Origin of the sequence: Streptomyces sp. CB01635 (assembly GCF_002803065.1) — a bacterium.
GTDB lineage: Bacteria > Actinomycetota > Actinomycetes > Streptomycetales > Streptomycetaceae > Streptomyces.
Genome location: NZ_NNBL01000027.1, coordinates 43,550 through 66,756, shown reverse-complemented (window position 1 = coordinate 66,756; position 23,207 = coordinate 43,550). Strand labels below are relative to the sequence as shown.

The following is a 23,207-nucleotide window of genomic DNA, read 5'->3' as shown; positions in this document are numbered from 1 at the left end:
GAAGACACCTGGACGGCCGGTTCCGGGTGCGGGTGCGGGTGCACGCTGTCACACGTCCCGGCGCCGTACGACGACCAGCGCCAGGGCGAGCGCGACCAGCGGCCACAGCACGTACACGGTCCAACTCCCGCCGACCGTGGCCCCGTTGTACGCCTCGGCCGGCGTTCCGTAGATCTGGGCCAGACGCTGCCACGCGTTGCGCACCATCGCGTTGGCGAAGGCGACGGACAGCGGCTTGCGGGACGAGAAGAACACCGGCAGCAGGAGCAGGACGAAGGTGCCCGCGACCATGGTGGTGGCGCTGTGCCGGATCAGGACGCCGAGGCCGAGGCCGACCAGCGCGCACACCGGGGCGAGCAGCGCCGACGCGGCCAGGGCCCGCAGCGCGTTGGGGTCGCCGAGGGAGATCGCAGCGTCCCGCCCGCTCAGGATGGCCTGGGCGACGGAGAACGAGCACAGGGCGACGACCGACCCGACCACGGTCCACAGGACGGCCTGCACGACGGCCTTGGCCAGGACCACGGCGCCGCGCGCGGGGACGGCCACCGTCGTGGTGCGGATGAGGCCGCTGCCGTACTCGCTGACCGCGGCGATGGCGCCGACCGACACGGCGGCGAGCATCAGCGTCAGATACGCCTCCGCGGGAAAGGAGTCGCCCAGCGAGAAGGAGTGTTCCCGCTGCGTGAGGGCGTCGTAGGACGGGAAGTTGTTGTAGTCGGCGAGGGCGCGGGCCGCGGCGACGCCGGTCACGACCAGCGTGACGAGGACGGTCACCCAGGGTGTGGAGCGCAGCGACCGCACCTTGATCCACTCGGCGGCGACGAGGTCGAGGAAGCGGGCGGGCAGTTCGTCCACTGCGGCTGCGATCGTGGGGGTGGTGGTGCGGGGCGTCGTGCTCGTCATCGGGGCTGACCCGCCTTTCCCGCGTTTCCTGACAGGTACTCGACGCTGCCGGCGGTGAGTTCCATGAACGCCTCCTCCAGCGAGGCCGTCCGGTTGGTCAGCTCGTGCAGCATGATCCGGTGCTCGAAGGCGAGCGCTCCGATGCGCTCGGCGGGCAGCCCGGTCACGGCGATCCTGGCCGCGTCCGGCGGGCCGTGCGGCGCGACGGACGCGCCGGCCGCCGTGAGGACGGCCGTCAGCTCGCCGGCCTGCGGCGTCGCGACCAGCACGCTGAAGCGGGTGCTGCGGGCAGCGAACTCCCGTACGGACTCGGCGGCGATGAGGCGGCCCTGTCCGATCACGACGAGCTGGTCCGCGGTGCTCTCCATCTCCGTCATGAGGTGACTGGAGAGGAAGACGGTGCGTCCCTCGGCGGCCAGGTGGCGGAAGAGGCCGCGTACCCAGAGCACGCCCTCCGGGTCCATGCCGTTGATCGGCTCGTCGAACATCAGGACAGGAGGGTCGCCGAGCAGCGCCGCCGCGATGCCGAGCCGCTGTTTCATGCCGAGCGAGAACCCGCCGATGCGGCGCCCGGCCGCCTCGGTCAGGCCCACCTCGGCGAGCACCTCGGCCACGCGGCTCACCGGGATGCGGTTGCTGCGGGCCAGGGCGCCCAGGTGCGCGGTGGCGCTGCGCCCGCCGTGGACCTGCTGCGCGTCGAGCAGCGCGCCGACGTGGCGCAGGCCGCGCGGGTGGGTGCGGAAGGGGACGCCGCCGACGGTGGAGGTGCCGGCGGTGGGCGCGTCCAGGCCGAGGACCATCCGCATGGTGGTCGTCTTGCCCGCGCCGTTGGGGCCGAGGAAGCCGGTGACCTGTCCCGGCCGCACGGTGAAGGAGAGGTGGTCGACGGCGGTCTTGTCGCCGTACCGCTTGGTGAGTTCGCTGACTTCGATCACGAGGGCAACGGTGCCGGTGCGGGTGAGGGGCGTGCATCGGCCCGTCGGCGGCCTCCCCGGGGGCGGCATGCACCCGTGGGACGCAGCCCGTGGGCTCATGCCGGGAGCGGACGGCGCACCTACGATCCCTGGTGTGGACGCCACCTCGACACCCCCGCCGCCCCAACGCGCCTACGGGACGCACCGTACGGTCCTCACCTGGATCGGCGCGGTCCTGTACCCGTTCATGGCGCTGCTCCCCGCGGTCAGCGCCGACCCGTGGGCGCCCGGCATCCTCCCGGCCTGCGGCTCGGCTCTCGCCGCGGTCCTGCTCGTCGGCATGATCCGGCGCAGGCCCATGGCGGCCCTGGTCATGACGCTGCTCGTCACCGCCCTCCTGCCGCCGGTGGCCAAGTACCACGGCCCTGTGTGGTTCGTGCCGTTCGTCGCGGTCGACATCCTGCTCGGGTACGTCGTCGCGACCCGCACCCTGCGGGCGTCGGTGGTCGCCGTCTGCCTCACGTTCCTCACGCAGTGCCTGACGATCCTCGGCTTCACGCACGGCCCCGACCTCCTCGTGATCGGGACGATCGCCCTCCTGGCGCTGGTGACCACCTGCGTCGTGGGCCTCCTCGGCAGCGAGCGCCGCCGGTACGCGAATGAGCTCCGGTCGCACGAGGTCGCCGAGGCGATCACGGCCGAACGACTGCGGATCGCCCGTGAGTTGCACGACCAGGTCGCGCACAGCATCGGCATCATCGCGATCCAGGCCGGAGTCGGCAGCCGGGTCATCGAGACGCAGCCGCTGGAGGCGCGGGCCGCCCTGAGCGCCATCGAGGCCACGAGCAGGGAGACCCTGTCGGGGCTGCGGCGCACGCTCGTCGCACTGCGCAGGTCGGGTCCTTCGGCGGAGTCGGGGGCGGCGCCGTACGGACCCACGCCGGGCCTCGGTGACCTGGAGCGCCTCGCGACCACGACCGCGGACGCGGGCGTCGAGGTCGACCTGCGGTGGAGCGGGCGGCGGCGTCAACTGCCGCCCGACATCGACCTGTCGGTGTACCGGATCGTGCAGGAGGCGCTGACGAACGTGGTGCGGCACTCGGGTGCCGGGTGGTGCCGGGTGAGCGTCGGGTTCGGAGAGGATGGGCTGTCCGTGGAGGTCGTCGACGAGGGGCGTGGGATGCAGGGCGCGGGGACGGGCGTGGGGTTCGGGATCACCGGGATGCGGGAGCGGGTGGCGCTGCTGCACGGAGAGTTCAGCGCGGGGCCGCGGCCGGAGGGCGGATTCCGGGTGGCGGCACGGCTGCCGCTTCCGGAGCCGGTGGCCACACCGACGGACGGCACCAGCGCGGCGGGGGCGGATGCCCGATGACCGTGCGCGTGGTGCTCGCCGACGACCAGCCGCTCGTACGCTCCGGGCTGCGCGTCCTCATCGCCGACACCCCCGACCTGGAGGTCGTCGGGGAGGCCGCGAACGGCGAGGAGGCGGTCCGGCTGGCGAAGGAGGTCAGCCCCGATGTGATCGTGATGGACATCCGGATGCCGGGCATGAACGGGATCGAGGCCACGAACCTGGTCACGTCGGGCGCGGGGGCGACCCGTGTGCTCGTCCTGACCACCTTCGACGAGGACGACCACGTCTACGGCGCGCTGCGCGCCGGCGCGAGCGGTTTCGCGGTCAAGGACATGGCGCTCGACGACATCCTCGCCGCGATCCGGGTCGTCGCAGCCGGGGACGCGCTGATCGCGCCGGGCATCACGCGCCGCCTCATCGCGGACTTCGTGCGGCGCCCCGAGCCGTCGCCCGCCCGCGCGTCGCGCCCGGTCGAGGGCATCACCGAGCGGGAGCGCGAGGTCCTGACACTGGTGGGGCTCGGCCGGTCGAACAGCGAGATCGCGGACGAGCTCTACATCACCGTGGCCACGACCAAGTCGCACGTGGCGCGCCTGTTCACCAAACTGGGCGCCCGGGACCGGGTCCAACTCGTCATCATCGCCTACGAGTCGGGGCTGGTCTCCGCGCCCCGCTGAGCGGCGGCCCCTCAGGCGCCTTCCCGGTTCTCCCTCATCAGGCGGGAGCCGGTGAGGCGCTCGCCGAACACGTCGTCCGGGTTGGAGAGCACACAGTTCTCCAGGGACAGACAGCCGCAGCCGATGCAGTCGGTCAGATGGTCGCGCAGCCGCCCCAGCTGGGTGATGCGCTGGTCCAGTTCGGAGCGCCAGGCCTCGGAGAGGTGCGCCCAGTCCTCGCGGGTCGGGGTGCGCCCCTCGGGCAGCTCGGACAGCGCGTCACGGATCGTGGCGAGCGGGATGCCGACGCGCTGCGCGGCGCGGATGAACGCGACTCGGCGCAGGGTGTCGCGCTGGTAGCGGCGCTGATTGCCCGTCGTGCGGCGGCTGCTGATCAGGCCCTTGGCCTCGTAGAAGTGCAGGGCCGAGACGGCGGCTCCGCTGCGCGCCGACAGCTGACCGACGGCGAGTTCGTGGATCTTCACTGGAATCTGGGGCACTGTGCCGAGCCTACTGGGCGGACCCTGACATCGTTGACAGAGGTCGCCCGCCCTAGCATGCTGAGCAAGCGCTTAGACATTGCCTTAGAGATCCGCACATGGTGCATACATGGGAGGCCAGGACATGGCAGAGCCGAGGGTTTTTGCGACGGTCGACGAGCTGCGCGCGGCGGTGGGCGAGCAGCTGGGGTACAGCGACTGGGTCGAGATCGAGCAGAAGCGGATCGACCAGTTCGCGGACGCCACGGGTGACCACCAGTGGATCCACGTCGACCCCGAGCGCGCCAAGGAGGGGCCGTTCGGCACCACGATCGCGCACGGCTATCTGACCCTGTCGCTGCTCCCCCTCTTCGGGCCGCAGCTGATCCGGGTCGACGGCATGAAGATGGGCGTGAACTACGGGACGAACAAGGTCCGCTTCCCCGCCCCCGTGCCGGTCGGCTCCCGGCTGCGCGCCACCGCGAAGATCACCGGCGTCGACGACGTGCCCGGCGGCGTCCAGGTCTCGGTCGCCTTCACCGTGGAGCGCGACGGCGGCGACAAGCCGGTGTGTGTCGCCGAGTCGGTGTCCCGCTACTACCTCTGAGCTCCGCCGGGGTCAGGGAACCCGGACCCCCACCATCCGCAGGACGAGGTCGGCGTACAGCGCGCCGACCTCGTCGGGCGTCCGGCGGCCCTCCGTGTTGAACCAGCGCGCCACGTCGATGCAGAGCGACAGCACGGCCAGCGTGGTGCCCGGGACGTCCGGGACGTCGAACTCCCCCGCCTTCACACCGTCGTTGATGATCTCGCGCACGGTCGCGTCGCTCTCGCGGCGCAGGGCCACGATCTCGGGCCGGTGCTCCTCGCCGAGCGAGTCCAGCTCGTACTGCACGACGCGCGCCGTCAGATGGCGTGCCGCATGCCAGCGGACGAAGGACCGTACGGCCTCGGAGAGCCGCTCGGAAGCGGTGCCCTCCTCGGCGGCCGCGTCCTTGAGGATCTCCAGGGCCTTCTCGTGGCCGATGCGGCTGATGCGGAGGAGCAGGTCCTCCTTGGTCCGGTAGTGGATGTAGAGCGCGGCCGGGCTCATGCCGGCCCGGCTCGCGATGTCCCTGGTGGTGGTCGCGTGGTAGCCGCGCTCCGCGAACGCCTCGACGGCGGCGATCAGCAGCCGCCTGGCCGCGTCCGGGGTGACCTCGGCCCAGGACATGTCGTCCGTGGCAGCCTCGTTCTGGCCGTGCCGCTCCGCGCTCATCGCTTGCTCACATCCTCCCGTGGACAGGACGAACACCATACCCCTAGAGGTGAGCGAGCGCTTAGTTCCGTATGTCAGGCGGCGGGCTTGAAGGGATCGTGCTCGGCGAGGATCTTGTCGATGCGGGCCTGGTCGATACGGCTGACGACCTGATCGACCTCCTGACGGTCCCGGATGACCTTGGCGAGCGTGAACGCGGAGGTCGTCAGATAGAGGACGGCGATGGCGAGGAAGCCGCGGACCCAGCCGCTGGCGTCGATGCGGTAGATCCCGACGGCGGTCGCCACGAGCGCGAGCGCGAAGGAGGCGACGGCCTGTCCGTAGAAGGCGTTGGTGGTCCTGTGCTTGACCGGTGTGTCACTCATGGGCGACAGCATGGAGCGGACGGGGGCACACCCCCATCCGCTCGCGTACTCAGAAACGTACTCAGAAGCCGGACTCGGAAGCCGGATGCGGAAGTCCGACCCGACAGCCCGGTCTCAGAAGGCCGATACGCCGGTGAGCGCGCGGCCGATGATGAGCTTCTGGATCTGGCTGGTGCCCTCGTAGAGGGTCATGACGCGGGCGTCGCGCAGGAGTTTGCCGACCGGGTACTCGTCGATGTAGCCGTAGCCGCCGAAGACCTGGAGGGCGTTGTTCGCGCAGCGCACCGCGGCCTCGGAGGCGAAGAGCTTGGCCTTGGAGGCGGCGGTCGCGAAGTCCTCGCCGCGGTCGATGAGGTCGGCGACGCGCCAGGTCAGCAGGCGCGCGGCGTCCACGTCGACGGATATGTCGCTGATCAGCTCCTGCACCAGCTGGTACGAGGCGATGGACTTGCCGAACTGCTCGCGCTCCGCCGCGTATCCCACGGCGGCGTCGAGCGCGGCCTGCGCGATGCCGACGCAGCCCGCGGCCACCGACATGCGTCCCTTGGCGAGCGCCGACATGGCGACGGAGAAGCCCTTGCCCTCCGGGCCGAGCATCGCGGAGGCGGGCACGCGGACGTCCTCGAGGACCAGCTCGGCGGTGGCCTGGCCGCGCAGACCGAGCTTGCCGTGGATGGTGCGGCGGGTGAGGCCGGGGGTGTCCGTGGGGACGAGGAAGGCGGTGACGCCCTTGTGTCCGGGGGCGTCGGTGGAGCGGGCGAAGAGGAGGACGACGTCGGCCCAGGTGCCGTTCGTGATGAACATCTTGGAGCCGTTGATCACGTAGTCTCCCCCACTCTCGGCTCCGCTCGAGCGGGAGGGGCCCCCATCGTCGCGGACGGCCCGGGTGGTGAGGCTGCCGGCGTCGGAGCCGGTGCCGGGCTCGGTGAGCCCGAAGCAGCCGAGGGCCTCGCCGGCCGTGAGCCGCGGCAGCCACTCCCGCTTCTGCTCCTCGGTCCCGTAGGACTGGATCGTCTTGGCGACCAGGCCCAGCGAGACGGAGACGATGCCGCGCACGGACGAGTCGCCGCGCCCCAGCTCCTCCGTGACCAGGCAGTACGCCAGGTGGTCGCCGCCCGAGCCGCCGTACTCCTCGTCGATGGTCAGGCCCAGGAAGCCGACGTCGCCGAGCTTCTTGACGATGCCGCGGTCGACCTCTTCGGCGCGGTCCCAGCCGACGACGTTCGGGGTGATCTCGCGTGCCACGAAGTCCTTGGCGAGCTGACGGACAGCCGTCTGCTCCTCGCTGAGCTCCAGATTCATGGACCACACCTCAGGCATGAGTGAACGAGTACTAAATTAGCACTGCTAGTTTTTGGTTGACAGCCCTACTATGTGCCGCATGGCCCGACCGCGCAAGCCCCTCCTGAGCAGAGACCGCATCGTCACGGCGGCGCTCTCTCTCGTCGACGCCGAGGGCCTCGCGGCCGTCTCCACGCGGCGGCTCGCCGCCGAGCTGGGCGTGAGCGGCCCCTCGCTGTACAACCACTTCCGCACCAAGGACCAGATCCTTGAGGCGGTCGCCGACTCGGTGAGCGCGCAGGTCGACCTGTCGATGTTCGACGCCGCGGACGGGCGCGACTGGCGCACGGCCCTGCACGACTGGGTGGTCTCCTACCGGGCGGCTCTGCTCGCGCACCCCAACATCGTCCCGGTGCTCGCCCAGGGGCCTGGGCGCAGGCCCGCGGGGCTCCGGCTCGCCGATGCCGTGTTCGGCTCGATGGTGGACGCGGGCTGGCCCCCGGCGCAGGCCACGTCGATCGGCGCGCTCATGCGGTACTTCGTGACGGGCTCCGCGCTCGGCTCCTTTGCCGGGGGCTTCGTCGACGACGAGACGGCGTACGACCCCGCCGACTACCCCCACCTCGGCCAGGCGCATCTGCTCGCCGACCGCCAGGAGCTGATCGACGAGCGGGCCTTCGAGACGGGCCTGCGGGCGCTCCTCGACGGGCTCACGCTGCAGTACGAGCAGGTCGCGGCGCTGCACTGACGTTTCGGCGGTCACCGAACCGTGCCGGGCGCATGCTCGACCCATGAAGTCCAGGGAACCCGGCGCACCGCGCCTCGCCGCGCTCGCCGCACTGATGGCCGACGAGACCCGCGCGGCCTGTCTGCTCGCCCTGCTCGACGGGCGGGCGTGGACCGCCGGTGAGCTGGCACGGCACGCAGGGGTCGCGGCGTCGACGGCGAGCGAGCATCTGGGCAAGCTCGTCTCGGGCGGCCTCCTCTCCGAGGAGCGGCAGGGGCGCCACCGCTACGTGCGGCTCGCGGACGCGCGCGTGGCCGGGCTCGTGGAGGAACTCGCGGCGTACGCGGCGCCCGACGGCGGGGAGCGGCCGCAGACCCTGCGGGCGGTGAGCGCGCGGGACGCGATGGCGCGCGGGCGCACCTGTTACGACCATCTCGCGGGCCGCCTCGGCATCGCGCTCACGGACGCGCTGGTCCGGCGCGGGGACCTGCGCACGGATACGGGGTTCGCGCTGACCCCGCAGGGGGTGGACCTGTTCGGCGCGTTGGGGATCGGGCTCGACCGGTCGGGGCGCCGGCCCCTGGCGCGGGCGTGCCTGGACTGGACCGAGCGCCGGCCGCATCTCGCGGGGACGGCGGGCGCGGCCCTGTGCAGCCACGCGTTCGACGCGCGCTGGGTCGTGCGGATCGGGTCGGAGCGGGCCGTGAAGGTCACGCCTGCCGGGGAGCGGGCGTTCGGCGACGCGCTGGGGATCGAGGCGGGGGCGCTGCACTAGCCGGGAGGGGGCTTCCTACCGTGATAGGCCCGTTCTTCCGGACTTCAGGGGATGTCGGTAAAGTGCCTCCGTTCTGCTGGGTGAAACAGGGACGTAACACGGGGGCACGGGATGCGGCAGGCCAAGTACGGCCCAACTCCTGGCAAATCACCCCTTAATTGGGGAGCGGGTTGTAGACAGCTCGGCGTTCAGCTCCTGCGCGGGCAGGCTCAGGTCGTCTTTCTGTCCAGCGTCCCGGCCGGTGCGCTCCTCACCGTGGCACTGTTCGCTGCGGGGTGGGAGTACGGGCTCTACGCGATCGCGGGAACGGCGCTCGGCACGGCCACCTCGCGGCTGCTCGGCGCGGACCGCGAGCGCGTCTCGACGGGCCTCGAAGGATTCAACGCCTGTCTGACGGCGCTGTGTTTCGCGGTGTTCCTGGGCGCCGACCATCTGTCGACCGCGCTGCTCGCCGCGGCCGGCTGCGTCGTCGTCACCGTCGTCACCGCGGCCGTCGTCAATCTGCTCGGCGTGTGGAACCTGCCGTCGCTGACGCTCCCCTACTGCCTCCTCGCGAGCGCGACGACCACCGCGGCACCGGGGTTCGAGCGGATCTGGCACCACGGCGACGGCCTAGCGGCCCTCACGAGCGCGGCGACCGGGCCGACGTCGCTCGGCTTCTCCGATCTGTGGCACGGGTTCTTCACGGGCTTCGCCGAGATCTTCTTCATGCCGCAGTGGTACGTCGGCGCGCTCATCCTCGCCGCGCTGCTCGTCGCGAGCCGCAGGGCCGCGGCCGTGGCGGGCATGGGCAGCCTCGTCGGGATCCTCTCCGCGTGGGCGCTCGGCGCTCCCGCCGCGCAGATCGCGGACGGGACCATGGGCTACAACGCGATCCTTGTGGCGCTGGCCCTGTGCGGGGTGTTCCTGGAGGCGGGTCCGCGCACTCTGGCGTACGCGGCGGTGGGCGCGTTCACCGCGACGGCCGCGACGCCAGCCATGGCGGCGGTGTTCGCGCCGTCGGGCGGGCACACGTTCACCTGGCCGTTCGTCCTGACGACATTCGCCTTCCTGGCGGCGGCCCGGTCCTTCCCCGGGCTGCGCACCTCGGCTCCGGCACCCGCGGTGCCGGAGCCGATGGCGGCGGGGACGCTCAGCGCGCAGCCGGGGCCCGCCCCGCAAGCACCTTGATGGAGATCAGGGCGATCACGCCGAGGCCGATGATGTAGCCGGAGACGGCCATCGACGTGCCGGTCGCCTCCAGGAGCAGCACCATCACGAACGGCGCGAGTCCGCCGCCGAACACGGCCGCGATCTGGTAGCCGAGCGAGGCTCCCGTGTAGCGCATCTCGGCGGTGAACAGCTCCGCGAACAGCGCGGCCTGCGGCCCGTACATGATGCTCAGGAAGCAGCTGGTGACGAAGGTGCCCACGGCCAGCCAGAGCAGTGAGCCGGTGTCGATGAGCAGGAACATCGGCACGGCCCACACGACGAGGCCCGCGGCGCCGAGCGCGTAGATCCGCAGCCGACCGATGCGGTCGGAGAGGGCCGCCGACGCGGGGATCAGGGCGAGCTGGGTGAGGCTGATGCAGAGCGAGACGGTGAGGACGGCCTCGCGCTCCATGCCGAGTTCACGGGTCGTGTAGTCGAGGACTCCCGTGATGATGATGTAGAACGTCGCGGTGTTCACGGCGAAGGAGCCGCCCGCGAGGAAGACCGTGCCGAGGTGCTCGCGCAGGATCCTGCGCAGCGGGGAGCGGGAGCGGTCCGCCTCCGCCTTCGCCAGTTCCGCTTCCGCGGCCTTGAACTCGGGGGTCTCCTCGACCTTCGCGTGGATGTACCAGGCAAGGGCCAGGACGAGCAGGCCCACCAGGAACGGGAGCCGCCAGCCCCACGCGGTGAAGGCGCTGTCGCTGGTGAGGGCGCCGGCGACGAGGAACACGGTGTTGGCGGTCACCACGCCGATGGGGACGCCGAGTTGGACGAGGCTGCCGTAGAGGCCGCGCTTGCCCTCGGGGGCGTACTCGGTGGCCATCAGCATCGCGCCGCCCCACTGGGCGCCGACGGCGAGGCCCTGCACGACGCGCAGGGCGACGAGGAGGATCGGCGCGGCCACGCCGATCGTGTCGTACGTGGGGAGCAGGCCGATGCCCGTGGTGGCAAGGCCCATCAGGGTCAGGGCGAGGACCAGCATGGGCTTGCGGCCGCGCTTGTCGCCGAGCTGGCCGGCGATGACCCCGCCGAGCGGGCGGGCCAGGAAGCCGACGGCGAAGGTCGCGAAGGCGGCGAGCACGCCCGCCGACGAGCTGCCGGAGGGGAAGTAGAGGTCGCCGAGCACGAGGGCGGCCGCGATGCCGAAGACGAAGTAGTCGTACCACTCGACGGCCGAGGCGAGCGCGGCGGCGGTGGCGACCTTCCTTCGGGCGCGGGTCTCGGCTTCGGGGGAAGCGGTGGCTGCGGGGCGAGCGGATGGTGCCGTGTCCATGCGTGCACACTCCGGTGACTGCGGGGAGGGGACGATCCGCGGCGCCGCGGTTCCGGGAACGTACTGACCGGACGGTACGTAGGTCAACGGGTTGCGCAGCAGCAGTTTTTGCCTGGCCATGGGAAAGCGCGGGCCGGGTGCGGACAACCCCACGACCCCGGCCGCGCGGGGGCGGCCGGGGTCGTGGGGCACGGGTCCACCCGGGTCTAGAAGACGACCAGCGCCCGTCCGCCCTTGCCCGCGACCATGTTGTCGAAGGCGGCGGGGATCCCGTCGAGGGCGATGTGTTCGGTGACGAGCGCGCTCAGGTCGAGGCGGCCCGCGCGGATGTGCTCGGCCAGGACCGGGAGGTCCTTCGCCGGGTCGGAGTTGCCGTAGACGCAGCCCGAGAGCGTGCGGCCGAAGTGGAAGAGCTCCAGGGCGTTGAAGGTGACCTGCTGGTCCTTGCCGCCGATACCGACGACCGTGGTGCGGCCGCCGCGCCGCGTGGACTCCCACGCGGTACGGATGGTCACGGCGCGGCCCACGCACTCGACCGCGACGTCCACACCCTGCTTGCCGGTGAGGCCGCGGATCTCGCGTGCGGTGGTCTCGGAGGCCACGACATAGTCGGTGGCGCCGGCCTTGCGGGCCAGCTCCTCCTTCTCCGGGGAGACGTCCACCGCGATGATCTTCGAGGCGCCGGCGATTCGGGCCGCCTGGAGCGTGGCGAGGCCGACCCCGCCGACGCCGAACACGGCGACCGTCTCGCCCTCGCGGACCCGCGCCGAGTGGTGCACGGCGCCGTATCCGGTCAGGACGGCGCAGCCGAGGAGGGCCGCGTCGGTGAGGGGGACGCCTTCGGGGGCGCGCAGGACGCAGTTCGCGGCGACCACCGTCTCCTCGGCGAACGCCGCGACGTTCAGGCCGGGGTGGAGGTCGCTGCCGTCGTCGGAGCGGTGGGCGTACACGGAGCCCGCGCCGGTGAGGGCGTCGGCGCACAGCCACACCTCGCCGAGCGAGCAGGCGTGGCACTTTCCGCACGCGGGCGCCCAGTTGAGGACGACCCCGTCGCCGGGTGCGACATGGGTGACGCCCTCGCCGACGGAGACGACGGTGCCGGCGCCCTCGTGGCCGAGCACGGCGGGTACGGGCACGCGCATCGTGCCGTTGGTCAGGGACAGGTCGGAGTGGCAGACCCCGGCGGCGGTGAGCCTGACCCGGACCTGGCCGGGGCCGGGCTCGGGCAGGTCGATCTCCGTGATCTCCAGGGGAGAGCCGACGGCGGGCAGTACAGCGGCACGGACCATGAGGCGCGGAGCTCCTAGAACTGGAGGGACTTGGTCTGGAGGTACTCGGACAGGCCGTGCGCGCCCAGCTCGCGGCCGACGCCGGACTGCTTGTAACCGCCGAACGGGGCGAGGGGGTTGAAGCGGCCGCCGTTGATGTCGACCTGGCCGGTGTCCATGCGACGCGCGAACGCGACCGCCTCGGCGTCGTCGGCCGCCCAGACGGCGCCCGCGAGGCCGTACACGGTGCCGTTGGCGATGCGCAGGGCCTCGTCCTCGTCCTCGTAACGGATGATCGAGACGACCGGGCCGAAGATCTCCTCCTGGGCGATGGTCATCTCGGGGGTGACGTCGGCGAAGACGGTCGGGCTGACGAAGTAGCCCTGCTCGCGCGGGGCTTCGGGGCCGCCGGCGACGAGGCGGGCGCCCTCGGCGACACCCGTCTCGATGTAGCCGCGCACGCGCGCGTGCTGCTTGGCGTTGACGAGCGGGCCGATGCGGTCGCCGTACTTGGCGGCGGCCTCGGCCGCGAGCGTGACGGCCTCGTCGTACTGGGACGTGTGGACGAGCATGCGGGTCCAGGCGCTGCACGTCTGGCCGGAGTTGCCCATGACGTTGGCGATGCCGACACCGACGGCCTTGGTGAGGTCGGCGCTCGGCAGGATGACGTTGGCGGACTTGCCGCCGAGTTCGAGGGCGACGCGCTTGACGGCCGCGCCCGCGGTGGCGCCGATCTGCTTGCCGACGGCGGTGGAGCCGGTGAAGGAGACCAGATCGACGCCCGGGTGCGCGGCGAGCGCCTGGCCGGCGACGGTGCCGAGACCGGTGACGAGGTTGAACACGCCCGCGGGGATGCCCGCTTCGTGGACGGCCTCGGCGAAGAGCTGGGCGGTCAGCGGGGTGTCCTCGGCGGGCTTGAGCACGACGGTGCAGCCCGCCGCGAGCGCGGGGGCGACCTTCGCGACGATCTGGTGGAGCGGGTAGTTCCAGGGCGTGATCGCGCCGACGACACCGACCGGCTCGGCGTAGACGGTGGAGTTGCCGACCTTCTCCTCGAAGGCGTACGAGGCGGCGAGTTCGGCGTACGAGCCGGCGACCAGGATCGGCACGCCGGCGTGCACCATCTGCGAGAACTGCAGGGGCGCGCCGAGTTCGGCGGTGACGGTCTCGGCGATCTCGTCCTTGCGGGCGACGAGGACGTCGCGCAGGGCGGCGATCCTCGCGGCACGCTCGGCGGGCGGCGTCGCGGCCCAGGCGGGGAACGCCTCGTGGGCGGCGAACACGGCGGCGTCGACGTCCTCGGCGATGCCCGCCGGGACATGGGCGATGACCTGCTCGTCGGCCGGGTCGACCACCGCGATCGTGTCCGTGCCCGCGGCGGCCCGCCACTCGCCGCCGATGTACATCCCGTCGTGGGCCTTCATGGCTGTTCCTCCCGGGGTGCCGCGTCCACGGCACAGTCGTCCGCTACGGCGTAGTCGTCCGCGGCCCAAACTAGCGCCGTTAGTTTTTGGGCGCCAGGGGCCACTGCCATGGCTCCCGTCACGGTGCCACGCCCAGCGCGCGAAGTCCGCCTCGTCCAGGCCGGTAATGCGCCAGTAACGGCCCCCTCCTAGCGTCCGGGACCAGCCCGCCCCGCCCCGTACCTCCCCCGTGTGGGTACGGGCGGCGGGCGGGCTTCCCCGTACCAGTCCTGGAGGAGCGCTCCTATGCACCTGCCCCGATCCCCCCGGCGCAGATCCGCCGCGTGGGCCGCGGCCGCGATCACGGCGGCGGCCGTCCTGATCGGCCCGGCCCCCGCCTTCGCGCAGTCCGACACCACCACGCGCAGCACCGCCGAGGTCGACCCGTCCGTTCTCGACACCGTCGGGAAGGGCAAGGACTCGACCTTCTTCGTCGTCCTCAAGAAGCAGGCGGACCTGTCCGCGGCCAAGGGCGGGCGCACGCACGCCGCGAAGGCGAAGTCGGCGTTCGCCGCGCTGCGCGCCAAGGCCAAGAGCAGCCAGCAGCCCCTGCAGTCCTTCCTGGACAAGGAGAAGGTCGGCTACCAGTCGTTCTGGATCGCCAACGCGCTCAAGGTGACCGGCGACGAGCGGCTCGTCGAGGACCTGGCGAAGCGCGCCGACGTGGCGAGCATCGTCAAGGAACACCACTACGCCCTTGACGCGACCGAGAGCCGGGTCTCCGACGCGGCCGGCGACAGCGACCCGGTCACCCCCGAGTGGGGCGTCAAGGACATCAAGGCCGACCAGGTCTGGGACCAGTACGACGACCGCGGCGAGGGCATCGTCATCGCGAACGTCGACTCGGGCGTCCAGTACGACCACCCGGCGCTGAAGGCCAACTACCGTGGCAACAACGGCGACGGCTCCTTCACGCACGACTACAACTGGTACGACCCGACCGGCCAGTGCCCCACGTCGGCACCCTGTGACAACAACGGCCACGGCACCCACACCATGGGCACGATGGTCGGCGCGGGCGGGGTCGGTGTCGCGCCGGGCGCGAAGTGGATCGCCGCCAAGGGCTGCGAGTCCAGCTCCTGCTCGGACTCCTCGCTGCTCGCGGCGGGCCAGTGGATCCTCGCCCCGACCGACCACACCGGCCAGAACCCGCGGCCCGACCTCGCCCCCGACATCGTGAACAACTCGTGGGGCGGCGGCGACACGACGTTCTACCAGGACATCGTCGAGGCGTGGAACGCGGCCGGGATCTTCGAGGCGTTCGCCTCCGGCAACGACGGTGACGGCGTGACCTGCTCGACCGGCCACGCGCCCGGCTCGCAGGCACCGGCCTACGGCGTCGGCGCGTACGACGTCGACGGCAAGATCGCCGACTTCTCCGGCTTCGGCCCGTCCAGGCTGGACGGCTCGATGAAGCCGAACATCTCGGCCCCGGGCGTCAACGTCCGCTCCACCTGGCCGGGCAACACGTACAAGGCCATCTCCGGTACGTCGATGGCGACACCGCACGTCGCGGGCGCCGTCGCGCTGCTCTGGTCGTCGGCCCCCTCCCTCATCGGCAACATCGACGCGACGCGCGCACTGCTCAACGAGGGCGCGCGCAACGTGGGCGACACCCACTGCGGCGGCACCGCGGACGCGAACAACGTGTGGGGCGAGGGCAAGCTCGACATCTTCGCGTCCGTCGACAAGGCCCCGCACACCGCGGCCGTCGTCACAGGAAAGGTCACCGACAAGGCGACCGGCTCCGCACTCTCCGGCGTCACGGTGAAGGCATCGGGCAGCGACTCGAACCGCACCGTCACCACCTCGGCGGACGGCTCCTACCGGCTCACCCTGCCGGCCGGCACCTACGACTTCGCCCTCGGCGGCTACGGCTACGCGGACGGCGCCAGGTCCGGCGTCGCCGTCACGACCGGCGAGCAGGTCACCGAGGACTTCACCCTGACCGCGGTCGCCTCGCACGCCGTGTCCGGCACGGTCCTCGACGTCACAGGCAAGCCCCTCGCCAAGGCAACCGTGCAGGTCGCCGGCACCCCGGTCGCCGCCGTCACCACCGACTCCGCGGGCCGCTTCAACCTGCCGAAGGTTGCTGAAGGTTCGTACACCCTGACCGCCACGCCCGCCGCGCCCGTCCTGTGCAACGGCACGTACAACGGCAAGCTGACCGTGGACGGCGACGAGACGCTCACCGCCCGGGTGCCCGCCCGCTCCGACAGCACCGGCAACAGCTGCACCCCCGCCGCGTACTCCTGGATCGCCGGCAGCGGCAAGGTCGCGCTCAGCGGAGACGAGGACGCCAGGACGATCGCGCTGCCCTTCCCGGTGAAGCTGTACGGCGTCTCCTACTCCAGCGCGAGCGTCACCACGAACGGCCTGATCAACTTCATGGAGCCGCGGCTCGGCGACTACGAGAACGTCGCACTCCCGTCGGCGGACAAGCCGAACGGCACCGTCGCCGCGTTCTGGGACGACCTGACCCTGGACAAGAAGTCGAGCGTGCAGACCTCCACCACCGGTACGGCCGGCAGCCGGAAGTTCGCCGTCGTCTGGAACAACGCCGCCTTCGCGGAGGGAAGTTCCGGCCGCGTCTCCTTCGAGGCCGTCTTCGACGAGGCCACCGGCGCCGTCAGCCTCCAGTACCAGTCCGTGCCGGGCAGCGGCGCGAGCGCCACCGTCGGCATCGAGAACCAGTCCGGCACCGACGCCCTCCAGTACTCGTTCGACGAGCCGGTCCTCAAGGACCACTCGGCCATCCGTATCGCGCAGGGGACCAAGTGATGAGACACGACTCCCGGCGGGCTCTGCGGCTCGCCTCCGCACTGGTCGCCGCCGGTCTGGCGCTGAGCGCCGCGCCGCCCGCCCTCGCCGCCGACGACGACGGAAGTTCCCTTCTCACGCTGACCGACAGCCAGGCCGAGAAGCTGGCGGACCACGCTCAGCTCAACGCCTACGCGGACGCCGACCGCGAGACGCTCGACCCGCAGGGCGCGACCAAAGGCTCCGGCACCTCCGGCAAGGACGACCAGGGTGCGGGCTCCCACCTCGACGGCACCGGCACCGACGGCGCCGTCACCATCTCCACCAAGTCCACGCTGGAGGGTGTGCGCGGTCTGGCAGCGACCGTCCCTGCCGGAGACAAGGGCGGCGACTACTTCACCCTGCACAGCCTCGGCAGCGTCCAGCGCAGCAAGGCCGACGGCACCGCCCTGTGGCGGCGCGACAACGCCTCGCTGTACGCGGACTGGGGTGTCAAGAACTCCCGGCCCTGGCAGACCGAGCCGTACCCGGCCCGCGTCGTCATGGGCTACAACGCGGTCAGCCCGTTCACACCCGCCTCCGACCAGGGGTACGTGACCGGCGACCTCACCGGCGACGGCGTGGACGACGTGGTGTTCTCCGCAAGCGTCGGTGTGGCCCCGTACCGCCCCTTCACCTCGCCCGGCTCGTCCCTCGCCAACGGCACCTTCGTCACGGTCCTCGACGGGAAGACCGGAAAGACGCTGTGGTCGAAGCTGTACGCGTACGCCTACAACGTGAAGCTCGTCGGCAAGACGCTCGTCGTCACGGACGCGCCGTACTACAACCTCAACTCCCCTGCCGACGCGACCGCCACCGTCTCCGGCATCCGCTTCTCGTACGCCGACGGGGCGCTCAAGCCCACCGACACATGGACGTACGACACGGGGGTGCGCGCCGGCACGGCGTGGGGCGCTCTGGAGGACCTCGGCGGCGGTCTGGTCGCCGCGTCGTACAACCAGCGCAGGACCGCCACAGCGGCGGGCCGCGGGCGCACCCTCGTGCTCGACACCGCGGACGGCAAGGTCAAGTGGCAGTCGGACAGCGCTCTCTACTCGCGCCAGCTGCACCTGGACACGGCGCGCGGACGGCTCGTGGCCCTGGAGCAGTCCGACCCGAACGACGGCATGAAGTACGAGATCGACTCCTACTCCCTGGCCGACGGCGAGCGGACCACGCTCGACACACGGATCAACGCGCTGCCGACCGACATGACGATCGGTGACCTGCGGGGCGACCGGAAGCCCGAGTACGTGGTCAGCGAGTCCACGCTCGACCCTTACCTGTGGATCAACTCCAACACCGTCCGGGTCGTGGACGGCACCGACCCGGCCACCCTTCTGTGGTCCTCGACCGTCAAGCGCGCCGCCGACAACGGCCATGACGGGCCGAGCGCCTGGAGCCTCGACGTCGTCGACGGGAGCCTCGTGACGGCCGCCCAGGACGACACCGGCATGAACTCGGCGGAGAACCCCGGGGGCGGGCAGTACGCCTCGCTCACCGTGTTCTCCGGCAGCGGCGACGTGCGCTGGCGGGAGAAGGGCCTCGGCGCCTCACCGATGTTCGCCCAGGTCTACCGCGACGGCGGCGGGCAGCACGTGCGCACCGTCGACCAGAACCAGAACGTCCACACCTACGGGTTCGGCAACGGCAAGCAGCAGGGCGTACTGCCGCTGCAGGGCGACCTGTCGTCCTCGGCCTCGGCCGACCTCGACGGCGACAAGAAGAACGACCTGGTGGTCGGTGGCAAGTCCGACGGCGTGTGGGCCTACTCGGGTCCGTCCCTGACCGCGGGCAAGCCCAAGCTGCTGTGGAAGGCCACAGTTCCCGGACAGGTGCACCGGATCGAGAAGGGCGACGTCAACGGCGACGGCCACGACGACTTCGTGGTGGCCGCGGACACAGCCGTCGCGGTCATCGACGGACGCAACGGGAAAGTCATCGAACGCATCGCCGGCAACGGGCAGTTCGTCCGCTCCGTGACGGTCGCCGACCTCGACGGCGACAAGCGTGCCGACATCCTCGTGCCCACAGACGCGCTGCGGGCCTACCGCGGCAACGGCTCGAAGCTGTGGACCTACGCGGCTCCCGCCGACGCGGGCGGCGTCGTGTTCGGCGACCCCGCGGTGGGCGAGGGCCGGGTGTACGCGCAGTACACCAGCGGCGACTCCCTCGAGAATGAGTCGCCCGTGGTCGACGGCGTCGCACTCGACGCCAAGAAGGGCACCGTGCGCTGGACCGCCTCGCCGAAGGCCCCGGCCGAGAGCGTCGGCGGCAAGCTGTACGGCGCGGTCCTGAGCCGGGGCGTCTTCACCTCGCCGAAGATCCCGTACGCCGACGGGCACGCGGTCGTCTACACCTGGATGGGGGCAACGTCCACGACCTCTTCGGGCGCGCCGGACGCGACCAGCCTGACCAACATCGTCGAGATCCGCGACAGCCGCACGGGGGAGGTCCTCCACCAGGGCATCGCAGGCGGCGCCTGGACGCTCGGGAACTACTTCACCGGGCCGGAGGGGCTGATCCTCGCGGGAACCGCTTCGTACCGCACCTACGGGGCCGGCGGCCAGGACTACTCGATCTACACACTGCCGACGGTGGAGACCGGCGGCTTCCTCACCGGGCCCGGCGGACGTCGCCTCCTCGTCGGCGGCACCGACGCGGGCGCCTACCTGTGGGACCCGGCCGTGCTGACCGCGGGGCGCCACTACCCCGACGGCATCGGCACCATCACGTCCCTCGGCGCCCGGGAGTACTTCTCCGGGGACCTGGACGGTGACGGCGTCGACGAACTCGTGAATCTCGGCTTCGACGAGACGGGCTTCGACCGGACGACCGAGCTGCTCGGCGGCCGGTACCTCAACCAGTTCACCGCGATCTCCCAGCTGACGGTGAACACGCTCTCCTGACCTTCTCCGGACGCACCGCAGGCCCCCCGGACATCCGTTCGGGGGGCCTGCGGTGCGTCCGGAGAAGGGGGTTAAAGTGCGCCCTTATGGGCGCGGACGGCACGGATCACGGCACGGAGTCCGCTCCCCCACTACTACGCCTGCACCTTTTCGGCGGCTTTCGGGTGACTCGTGACGGCGGTCGCGCACTCGCCGAGCGATGGCAACGGCCCAGCGCCCGCGCCCTCGTGAAACTCCTCGCCGTCTCCCCCGGCCACAGCCTCCACCGCGAACAGGCCATGGACATCTGCTGGCCCGACGCCGACCCGTCCGCCGCGCTCGGCAGTCTGCGCGTCGCCCTGCACGCCGCGCGCCGCGCCCTGGAACCCGAGCTCGCGCCGCGCGCCACGTCGTCGTACCTCACTGCCGACGGGACGCTGTTGCGGCTCGATCCGGGCACGGTGTGGATCGACGCGGACCACGCGGAACGCCTGGCGGACAACGCCCTCGCATCGGGTTTCTCCGCTCAACTCGCCGCCGCCCTCGACGCTTTCACCGGTGAACTGCTGCCCGAGGACCGGTACGCCCCCTGGGCCGAGGCCCGGCGCGAACAGCTGGCCGTGGTGTCCGAGCGGCTGCGCATCACGCTCGCCGAGGCGCTCCTCGAAGAGGGCGCGCCCGAGGAGGCGGCGGCGGTCGCCCGGCGGGCCCTGGACGAGAACCCCGCCGACGAGCGTGCCCATCAGATCCTGATCGGCGCCTATCTGCGGCAGGGGCTCCGGCGGCAGGCCGTACGCCAGTTCCACGCCTGCCGGGAGGCCCTGGACGCCGAGCTCGGCGTGCGGCCGGGATCGGAGACCGAGCGGCTCCATCTGCTCGCCCTCGACAGCGGCAGCCCCGCGGTCCAGGTGGCACGGCCCGCGGGAGGCTTCGCGCCGCCCGCCGTACTGCGTGGCCCGGCGCCGGCGCCACTGCGCGGGCGTGAGGCGGCGCTCGCCCTGCTGCTCGCGCCCGACGCGCCGCCTGTACAGCTCGTCGGCGGCGAGGCAGGGCTCGGCAAGACGCGGCTCGTGACCGAGGCGGCGCTCCGCGCGGCGGGCGAGGGCGCGGCCGTGCTGTGGGGCGCGGGGCACGACGCGGAGGGGCACACGCCGTTCGGGGCGTTCGTCGAGGCGCTCGACGGGTGGCTCGCCGACCGGCCGCCCGCCGAGCGCGCCAGGGCCGGTGCCGAGTACCCCGAACTCGCCTCGCTGCTCCCGTCGTTGGGGCAGGCGGGCAGCGGCGCGGAACGCAGCCCCGAGGAGGAGCGGGAGCGGCTCTTCCGGGCAGCGGCGGGGCTCCTCGGCGACCTCGCGGAGACGGCGCCCGTCCTGGTCGTCCTCGACGATCTGCACGCGGCCGACGCGGGGTCGTTCCAGCTGCTCGGGCATCTGGCCCGCCGCGCCAGGACGGCCCGCGGCCCCGTCCGCTTCGTGGCGACGTACCGGTCCGAGGAACTCACCGAGACCGACCCGCGCCGCACGGGCCTCGAATCCCTCGTGGGCCAACGCCTCGCGCGCCACGTGGACCTGCCCCGCCTGGGCCGCGACGACTGCCTGACCCTGGCGGCGGACGCACTGGGCCTGCCGACCGGATCCGACGTACCCGAACGAGTCTGGGACCTCTCACTGGGCAACCCCCTCTTCGCCCTGGAACTGGCACGGGCATTTGGAGACGGGCGCGGGGGTGGGCCGAGCGCGGGCGGGGACGGGAGTGGTGTCGGGCTCCGCACGGACGCGGGCGGGCGTGGGGCCGGACTCGGGACGGACGGGGACGGACACGGGAACGGTCTTGGCATGGACGGGGACGGACGCGGCAGCGGGCTCGGGACGGGGGCGAGCGCGGATGCGAGGGGCGACGACTTCGAGCCGCAGACGCCTTATGGCGTACGGCAGTTGGTGGCCGCTCGGCTCGCGCGGCTCGGGCCCGGCGCGCGCCGGGTCGTGGAGGCCGTGGCGGTGGCCGGCGGGGACGCGGCGCTCGCCGAAGTACTCGACGTCGCGAGCGCGGGGCTGCACCCGCTGCTCTCCGTGGCCGAGGCGACATCGGGCGCCGACGCGGCGGTCGCCGCCTCGGTCCTTGCCGAACGGGACGTCGTCGCCGACGGGCGCACCGTACCCGGCCTCACCTTCCGCCACCCCCTCGTACGCCTCACCTGCTACGAACGCCTCTCCGCCGCCCGCCGCCGCCTCCTCCACTCGGCGTACGCGGAGGCCGTGCTGCGGCGCAGGCCCGACGCCGTGGACACGCTCGCCGCCCATCTGACGCGCGCCGACGACCCGCGCGCCACCGGCTACCTCCGGCAGGCCGCCGAGCGGGCCGCCGCCCTGTGCGCGAACGACACCGCGGACCACTACTACGCCCAGCTCACCGACCGTCTCGACGCGTTCGCCGCCGAGTCGGCGCGGGCCAGGATCGACCGGGCGGCCGTACTGCGCCGCATGGCGCGGTACGAGGACGCGGCGCGGGTGCTGCGCGAGGCACTCGACGACGTGACGCGCCGCGGCGATGCGGACGGGCGCGTCCTTGCCTCGGCCCGGCTCGGCGAGGTCCTTGCGAAGACCCGGTCCACGGAGGAGGGGCTCGCCCTCCTCGACGCGGCGCCGCCCGCCGCCGGCACCGCGCCCGAGGCGGCCACCGCGCACCATCTCGCCCGCTCGATCCTGTGGTTCGTCACCGGGCGCTACCCGGAAGCCGTCACCGCGGGAGAGGCGGCGCACGCGGCGGCGCTGCGGGTGACAGGGCCCGAGCAGCGGGGCCTGCTCGGGCGTTCGCTCGCCACGCAGGCCACGTCACTGGCCCTCGCCGGGCGCTTCGCGCAGGCCCGGCCGGTGGCGGACCGGGCGCTGCCGCACGCGGAGGCGTACGGGGATCCGCAGTTGCTCGGCTCGGTCCTCTCCGTCCTGCGGGAACACGCACGCCGGTCGGGTCGGCTGCGGGAGGCCATCACCACAGGTGAGCGCGCCCTCGCACTGGCCGAGCGCTCCGGCGACCCGACGGCTGCGGCCTTCGAGCGGGCCAATCTCGCCGAACTCCATCTGCTCCTGGAGGAGTACGACGCGGCGCACGACCTCGCGCAGGACGCGGTACGCGAGTCGGAGCCGCACACGGGCTGGTGCGCGCCGTATGCGCTGGCCGCGCTCGCACGGGTACGGATGCGGTCCGGTGACGCGGAGTCGTGCGCCGCCCTGCTGGACCGCGCGGGCCGGACCGCCGATGCGCAGGGCGACCGGCAGGCCCAGCAGGAAGTACGGCTGGCCCGGGCCGAGTTGGGCGTGCGCCGGGGCCGTCCCGAGGAGGCACTGGCCCTGCTGGCGGGCGCGACGGACGCGGGACATCTCACGGCCTGGGCCCACCTGGAGGCGGGCCGCCCGGCCCAGGCAGCAACGCTTGCCGAGGCCGAGGCCACCCGCGCCCACGAGGCAGGCGAACGCCTGGCGGAGGCGGAGGCCAGGGCCATACACGGCCGCGCGCAAGCAGCACTGGGGCGTGGCTAGCCCCTTCGGCGTTTGAGGAGCTGGGTCCGGGGCGGAGCCCCGGTTCGGGAAGGGGCGGGCTTGGGGAAGACACCCCG

18 protein-coding genes are annotated in these 23,207 nt (G+C 72.3%); 9 read left to right on the top strand and 9 right to left on the bottom strand.

The annotated features are described in order from the left end of the window. Positions 1–48: 48 nt before the first annotated feature. Both CG723_RS38135 and CG723_RS38130 read right to left on the bottom strand, forming a co-directional pair. Entirely contained in the window at positions 49–903 is an 855-nt protein-coding gene (locus CG723_RS38135) for an ABC transporter permease (protein WP_234374722.1), read from the bottom strand. Beyond that, positions 900–1,838: an ABC transporter ATP-binding protein gene (locus CG723_RS38130; protein WP_199842059.1), complete on the bottom strand. Its 939-nt coding sequence runs from the start codon at positions 1,836–1,838 to the stop codon at positions 900–902. Before CG723_RS38130 ends, CG723_RS38135 begins: the two co-directional genes overlap by 4 nt. A 133-nt stretch (positions 1,839–1,971) precedes the next feature. Here CG723_RS38130 and CG723_RS38125 point away from each other — a divergent pair, with 133 nt between their 5' ends. After that, the gene (locus CG723_RS38125) at positions 1,972–3,189 is read left to right on the top strand and encodes a sensor histidine kinase (RefSeq protein ID WP_234374721.1); all 1,218 of its coding nucleotides are present in this window, start codon (positions 1,972–1,974) and stop codon (positions 3,187–3,189) included. After that, the gene (locus tag CG723_RS38120) at positions 3,186–3,848 is read left to right on the top strand and encodes a response regulator (RefSeq protein WP_100598124.1); all 663 of its coding nucleotides are present in this window, start codon (positions 3,186–3,188) and stop codon (positions 3,846–3,848) included. The genes CG723_RS38125 and CG723_RS38120 overlap by 4 nt, the downstream gene beginning before the upstream one ends. 11 nt (positions 3,849–3,859) lie before the next feature. On the opposite strand, the gene soxR is transcribed toward CG723_RS38120, so the two are convergent. Beyond that, positions 3,860–4,327, bottom strand: a complete 468-nt coding sequence (gene soxR / locus CG723_RS38115; RefSeq protein ID WP_100598123.1) for a redox-sensitive transcriptional activator SoxR — start codon at positions 4,325–4,327, stop codon at positions 3,860–3,862. Positions 4,328–4,451: 124 nt separating this feature from the next. Here soxR and CG723_RS38110 point away from each other — a divergent pair, with 124 nt between their 5' ends. Continuing rightward, a complete protein-coding gene (locus CG723_RS38110) occupies positions 4,452–4,913 on the top strand; it encodes a MaoC family dehydratase (RefSeq protein WP_100598168.1) in 462 nt (153 codons plus the stop codon). Between the two features lie 12 nt (positions 4,914–4,925). Here CG723_RS38110 and CG723_RS38105 read toward each other — a convergent pair whose 3' ends face one another. The 3 genes from CG723_RS38105 to CG723_RS38095 all read right to left on the bottom strand — a co-directional run bounded on the left by CG723_RS38105 (position 4,926) and on the right by CG723_RS38095 (position 7,231). Further along, positions 4,926–5,564 (bottom strand): TetR/AcrR family transcriptional regulator, encoded by a 639-nt coding sequence (locus tag CG723_RS38105; RefSeq protein ID WP_199842058.1) that lies wholly within the window; start codon positions 5,562–5,564, stop codon positions 4,926–4,928. Positions 5,565–5,638: 74 nt separating this feature from the next. Next, a complete protein-coding gene (locus CG723_RS38100) occupies positions 5,639–5,929 on the bottom strand; it encodes a YiaA/YiaB family inner membrane protein (RefSeq protein ID WP_100598166.1) in 291 nt (96 codons plus the stop codon). Positions 5,930–6,043: 114 nt separating this feature from the next. Next, positions 6,044–7,231 carry an acyl-CoA dehydrogenase family protein gene (locus CG723_RS38095; protein ID WP_100598122.1) on the bottom strand — a complete coding sequence of 396 codons (1,188 nt, stop codon included), beginning with the start codon at positions 7,229–7,231 and terminating at the stop codon, positions 6,044–6,046. A gap of 79 nt (positions 7,232–7,310) precedes the next feature. Between CG723_RS38095 and CG723_RS38090 the strand changes: the two genes are divergently transcribed. From CG723_RS38090 to CG723_RS38080, 3 genes are all read left to right on the top strand, one after another. After that, positions 7,311–7,958 carry a TetR/AcrR family transcriptional regulator gene (locus tag CG723_RS38090; RefSeq protein ID WP_100598165.1) on the top strand — a complete coding sequence of 216 codons (648 nt, stop codon included), beginning with the start codon at positions 7,311–7,313 and terminating at the stop codon, positions 7,956–7,958. A gap of 43 nt (positions 7,959–8,001) precedes the next feature. Beyond that, positions 8,002–8,712 carry an ArsR/SmtB family transcription factor gene (locus CG723_RS38085; protein WP_100598121.1) on the top strand — a complete coding sequence of 237 codons (711 nt, stop codon included), beginning with the start codon at positions 8,002–8,004 and terminating at the stop codon, positions 8,710–8,712. A 111-nt stretch (positions 8,713–8,823) separates the two neighbouring features. Next, on the top strand, positions 8,824–9,882 hold the full coding sequence (locus CG723_RS38080) for an urea transporter (protein WP_100598120.1): 1,059 nt from the start codon (positions 8,824–8,826) through the stop codon (positions 9,880–9,882). Here the strand turns inward: CG723_RS38080 and CG723_RS38075 are convergent. From CG723_RS38075 to CG723_RS38065, 3 genes are all read right to left on the bottom strand, one after another. Beyond that, positions 9,845–11,176, bottom strand: coding sequence for an MFS transporter (locus tag CG723_RS38075; RefSeq protein ID WP_100598119.1), 1,332 nt, complete (start codon positions 11,174–11,176; stop codon positions 9,845–9,847). The two genes, CG723_RS38080 and CG723_RS38075, sit on opposite strands and share 38 nt — an antisense overlap. A 206-nt stretch (positions 11,177–11,382) precedes the next feature. After that, the gene (locus tag CG723_RS38070; RefSeq protein WP_100598118.1) at positions 11,383–12,465 is read right to left on the bottom strand and encodes a Zn-dependent alcohol dehydrogenase; all 1,083 of its coding nucleotides are present in this window, start codon (positions 12,463–12,465) and stop codon (positions 11,383–11,385) included. Positions 12,466–12,479: 14 nt separating this feature from the next. Then, positions 12,480–13,868: an aldehyde dehydrogenase family protein gene (locus tag CG723_RS38065; protein ID WP_100598117.1), complete on the bottom strand. Its 1,389-nt coding sequence runs from the start codon at positions 13,866–13,868 to the stop codon at positions 12,480–12,482. A gap of 285 nt (positions 13,869–14,153) precedes the next feature. Between CG723_RS38065 and CG723_RS38060 the strand changes: the two genes are divergently transcribed. The 3 genes from CG723_RS38060 (at position 14,154) to CG723_RS38050 (ending at position 23,130) form a co-directional block, all read left to right on the top strand. After that, positions 14,154–16,688, top strand: coding sequence for a S8 family serine peptidase (locus CG723_RS38060; RefSeq protein WP_100598116.1), 2,535 nt, complete (start codon positions 14,154–14,156; stop codon positions 16,686–16,688). After that, positions 16,688–19,615, top strand: coding sequence for an FG-GAP-like repeat-containing protein (locus tag CG723_RS38055; protein WP_100598164.1), 2,928 nt, complete (start codon positions 16,688–16,690; stop codon positions 19,613–19,615). Before CG723_RS38060 ends, CG723_RS38055 begins: the two co-directional genes overlap by 1 nt. 86 nt (positions 19,616–19,701) lie before the next feature. Then, positions 19,702–23,130 (top strand): ATP-binding protein, encoded by a 3,429-nt coding sequence (locus tag CG723_RS38050; protein ID WP_100598115.1) that lies wholly within the window; start codon positions 19,702–19,704, stop codon positions 23,128–23,130. The last annotated feature ends 77 nt before the right edge of the window (positions 23,131–23,207 follow it).

Bases quoted from the DNA above. Each gene is read 5' to 3' on its own strand.
- CG723_RS38135 (WP_234374722.1), bottom strand. From the start codon at position 903: ATGACGAGCACGACGCCCCGCACCACCACCCCCACGATCGCAGCCGCA.
- CG723_RS38110 (WP_100598168.1), top strand. From the start codon at position 4,452: ATGGCAGAGCCGAGGGTTTTTGCGACGGTCGACGAGCTGCGCGCGGCG.
- CG723_RS38055 (WP_100598164.1), top strand. From the start codon at position 16,688: ATGAGACACGACTCCCGGCGGGCTCTGCGGCTCGCCTCCGCACTGGTC.
- CG723_RS38095 (WP_100598122.1), bottom strand. From the start codon at position 7,231: ATGAATCTGGAGCTCAGCGAGGAGCAGACGGCTGTCCGTCAGCTCGCC.
- CG723_RS38060 (WP_100598116.1), top strand. From the start codon at position 14,154: ATGCACCTGCCCCGATCCCCCCGGCGCAGATCCGCCGCGTGGGCCGCG.
- CG723_RS38050 (WP_100598115.1), top strand. From the start codon at position 19,702: ATGGGCGCGGACGGCACGGATCACGGCACGGAGTCCGCTCCCCCACTA.
- CG723_RS38065 (WP_100598117.1), bottom strand. From the start codon at position 13,868: ATGAAGGCCCACGACGGGATGTACATCGGCGGCGAGTGGCGGGCCGCC.
- CG723_RS38090 (WP_100598165.1), top strand. From the start codon at position 7,311: ATGGCCCGACCGCGCAAGCCCCTCCTGAGCAGAGACCGCATCGTCACG.
- CG723_RS38120 (WP_100598124.1), top strand. From the start codon at position 3,186: ATGACCGTGCGCGTGGTGCTCGCCGACGACCAGCCGCTCGTACGCTCC.
- CG723_RS38100 (WP_100598166.1), bottom strand. From the start codon at position 5,929: ATGAGTGACACACCGGTCAAGCACAGGACCACCAACGCCTTCTACGGA.
- CG723_RS38105 (WP_199842058.1), bottom strand. From the start codon at position 5,564: ATGAGCGCGGAGCGGCACGGCCAGAACGAGGCTGCCACGGACGACATG.
- CG723_RS38085 (WP_100598121.1), top strand. From the start codon at position 8,002: ATGAAGTCCAGGGAACCCGGCGCACCGCGCCTCGCCGCGCTCGCCGCA.
- CG723_RS38080 (WP_100598120.1), top strand. From the start codon at position 8,824: ATGCGGCAGGCCAAGTACGGCCCAACTCCTGGCAAATCACCCCTTAAT.
- CG723_RS38075 (WP_100598119.1), bottom strand. From the start codon at position 11,176: ATGGACACGGCACCATCCGCTCGCCCCGCAGCCACCGCTTCCCCCGAA.
- CG723_RS38070 (WP_100598118.1), bottom strand. From the start codon at position 12,465: ATGGTCCGTGCCGCTGTACTGCCCGCCGTCGGCTCTCCCCTGGAGATC.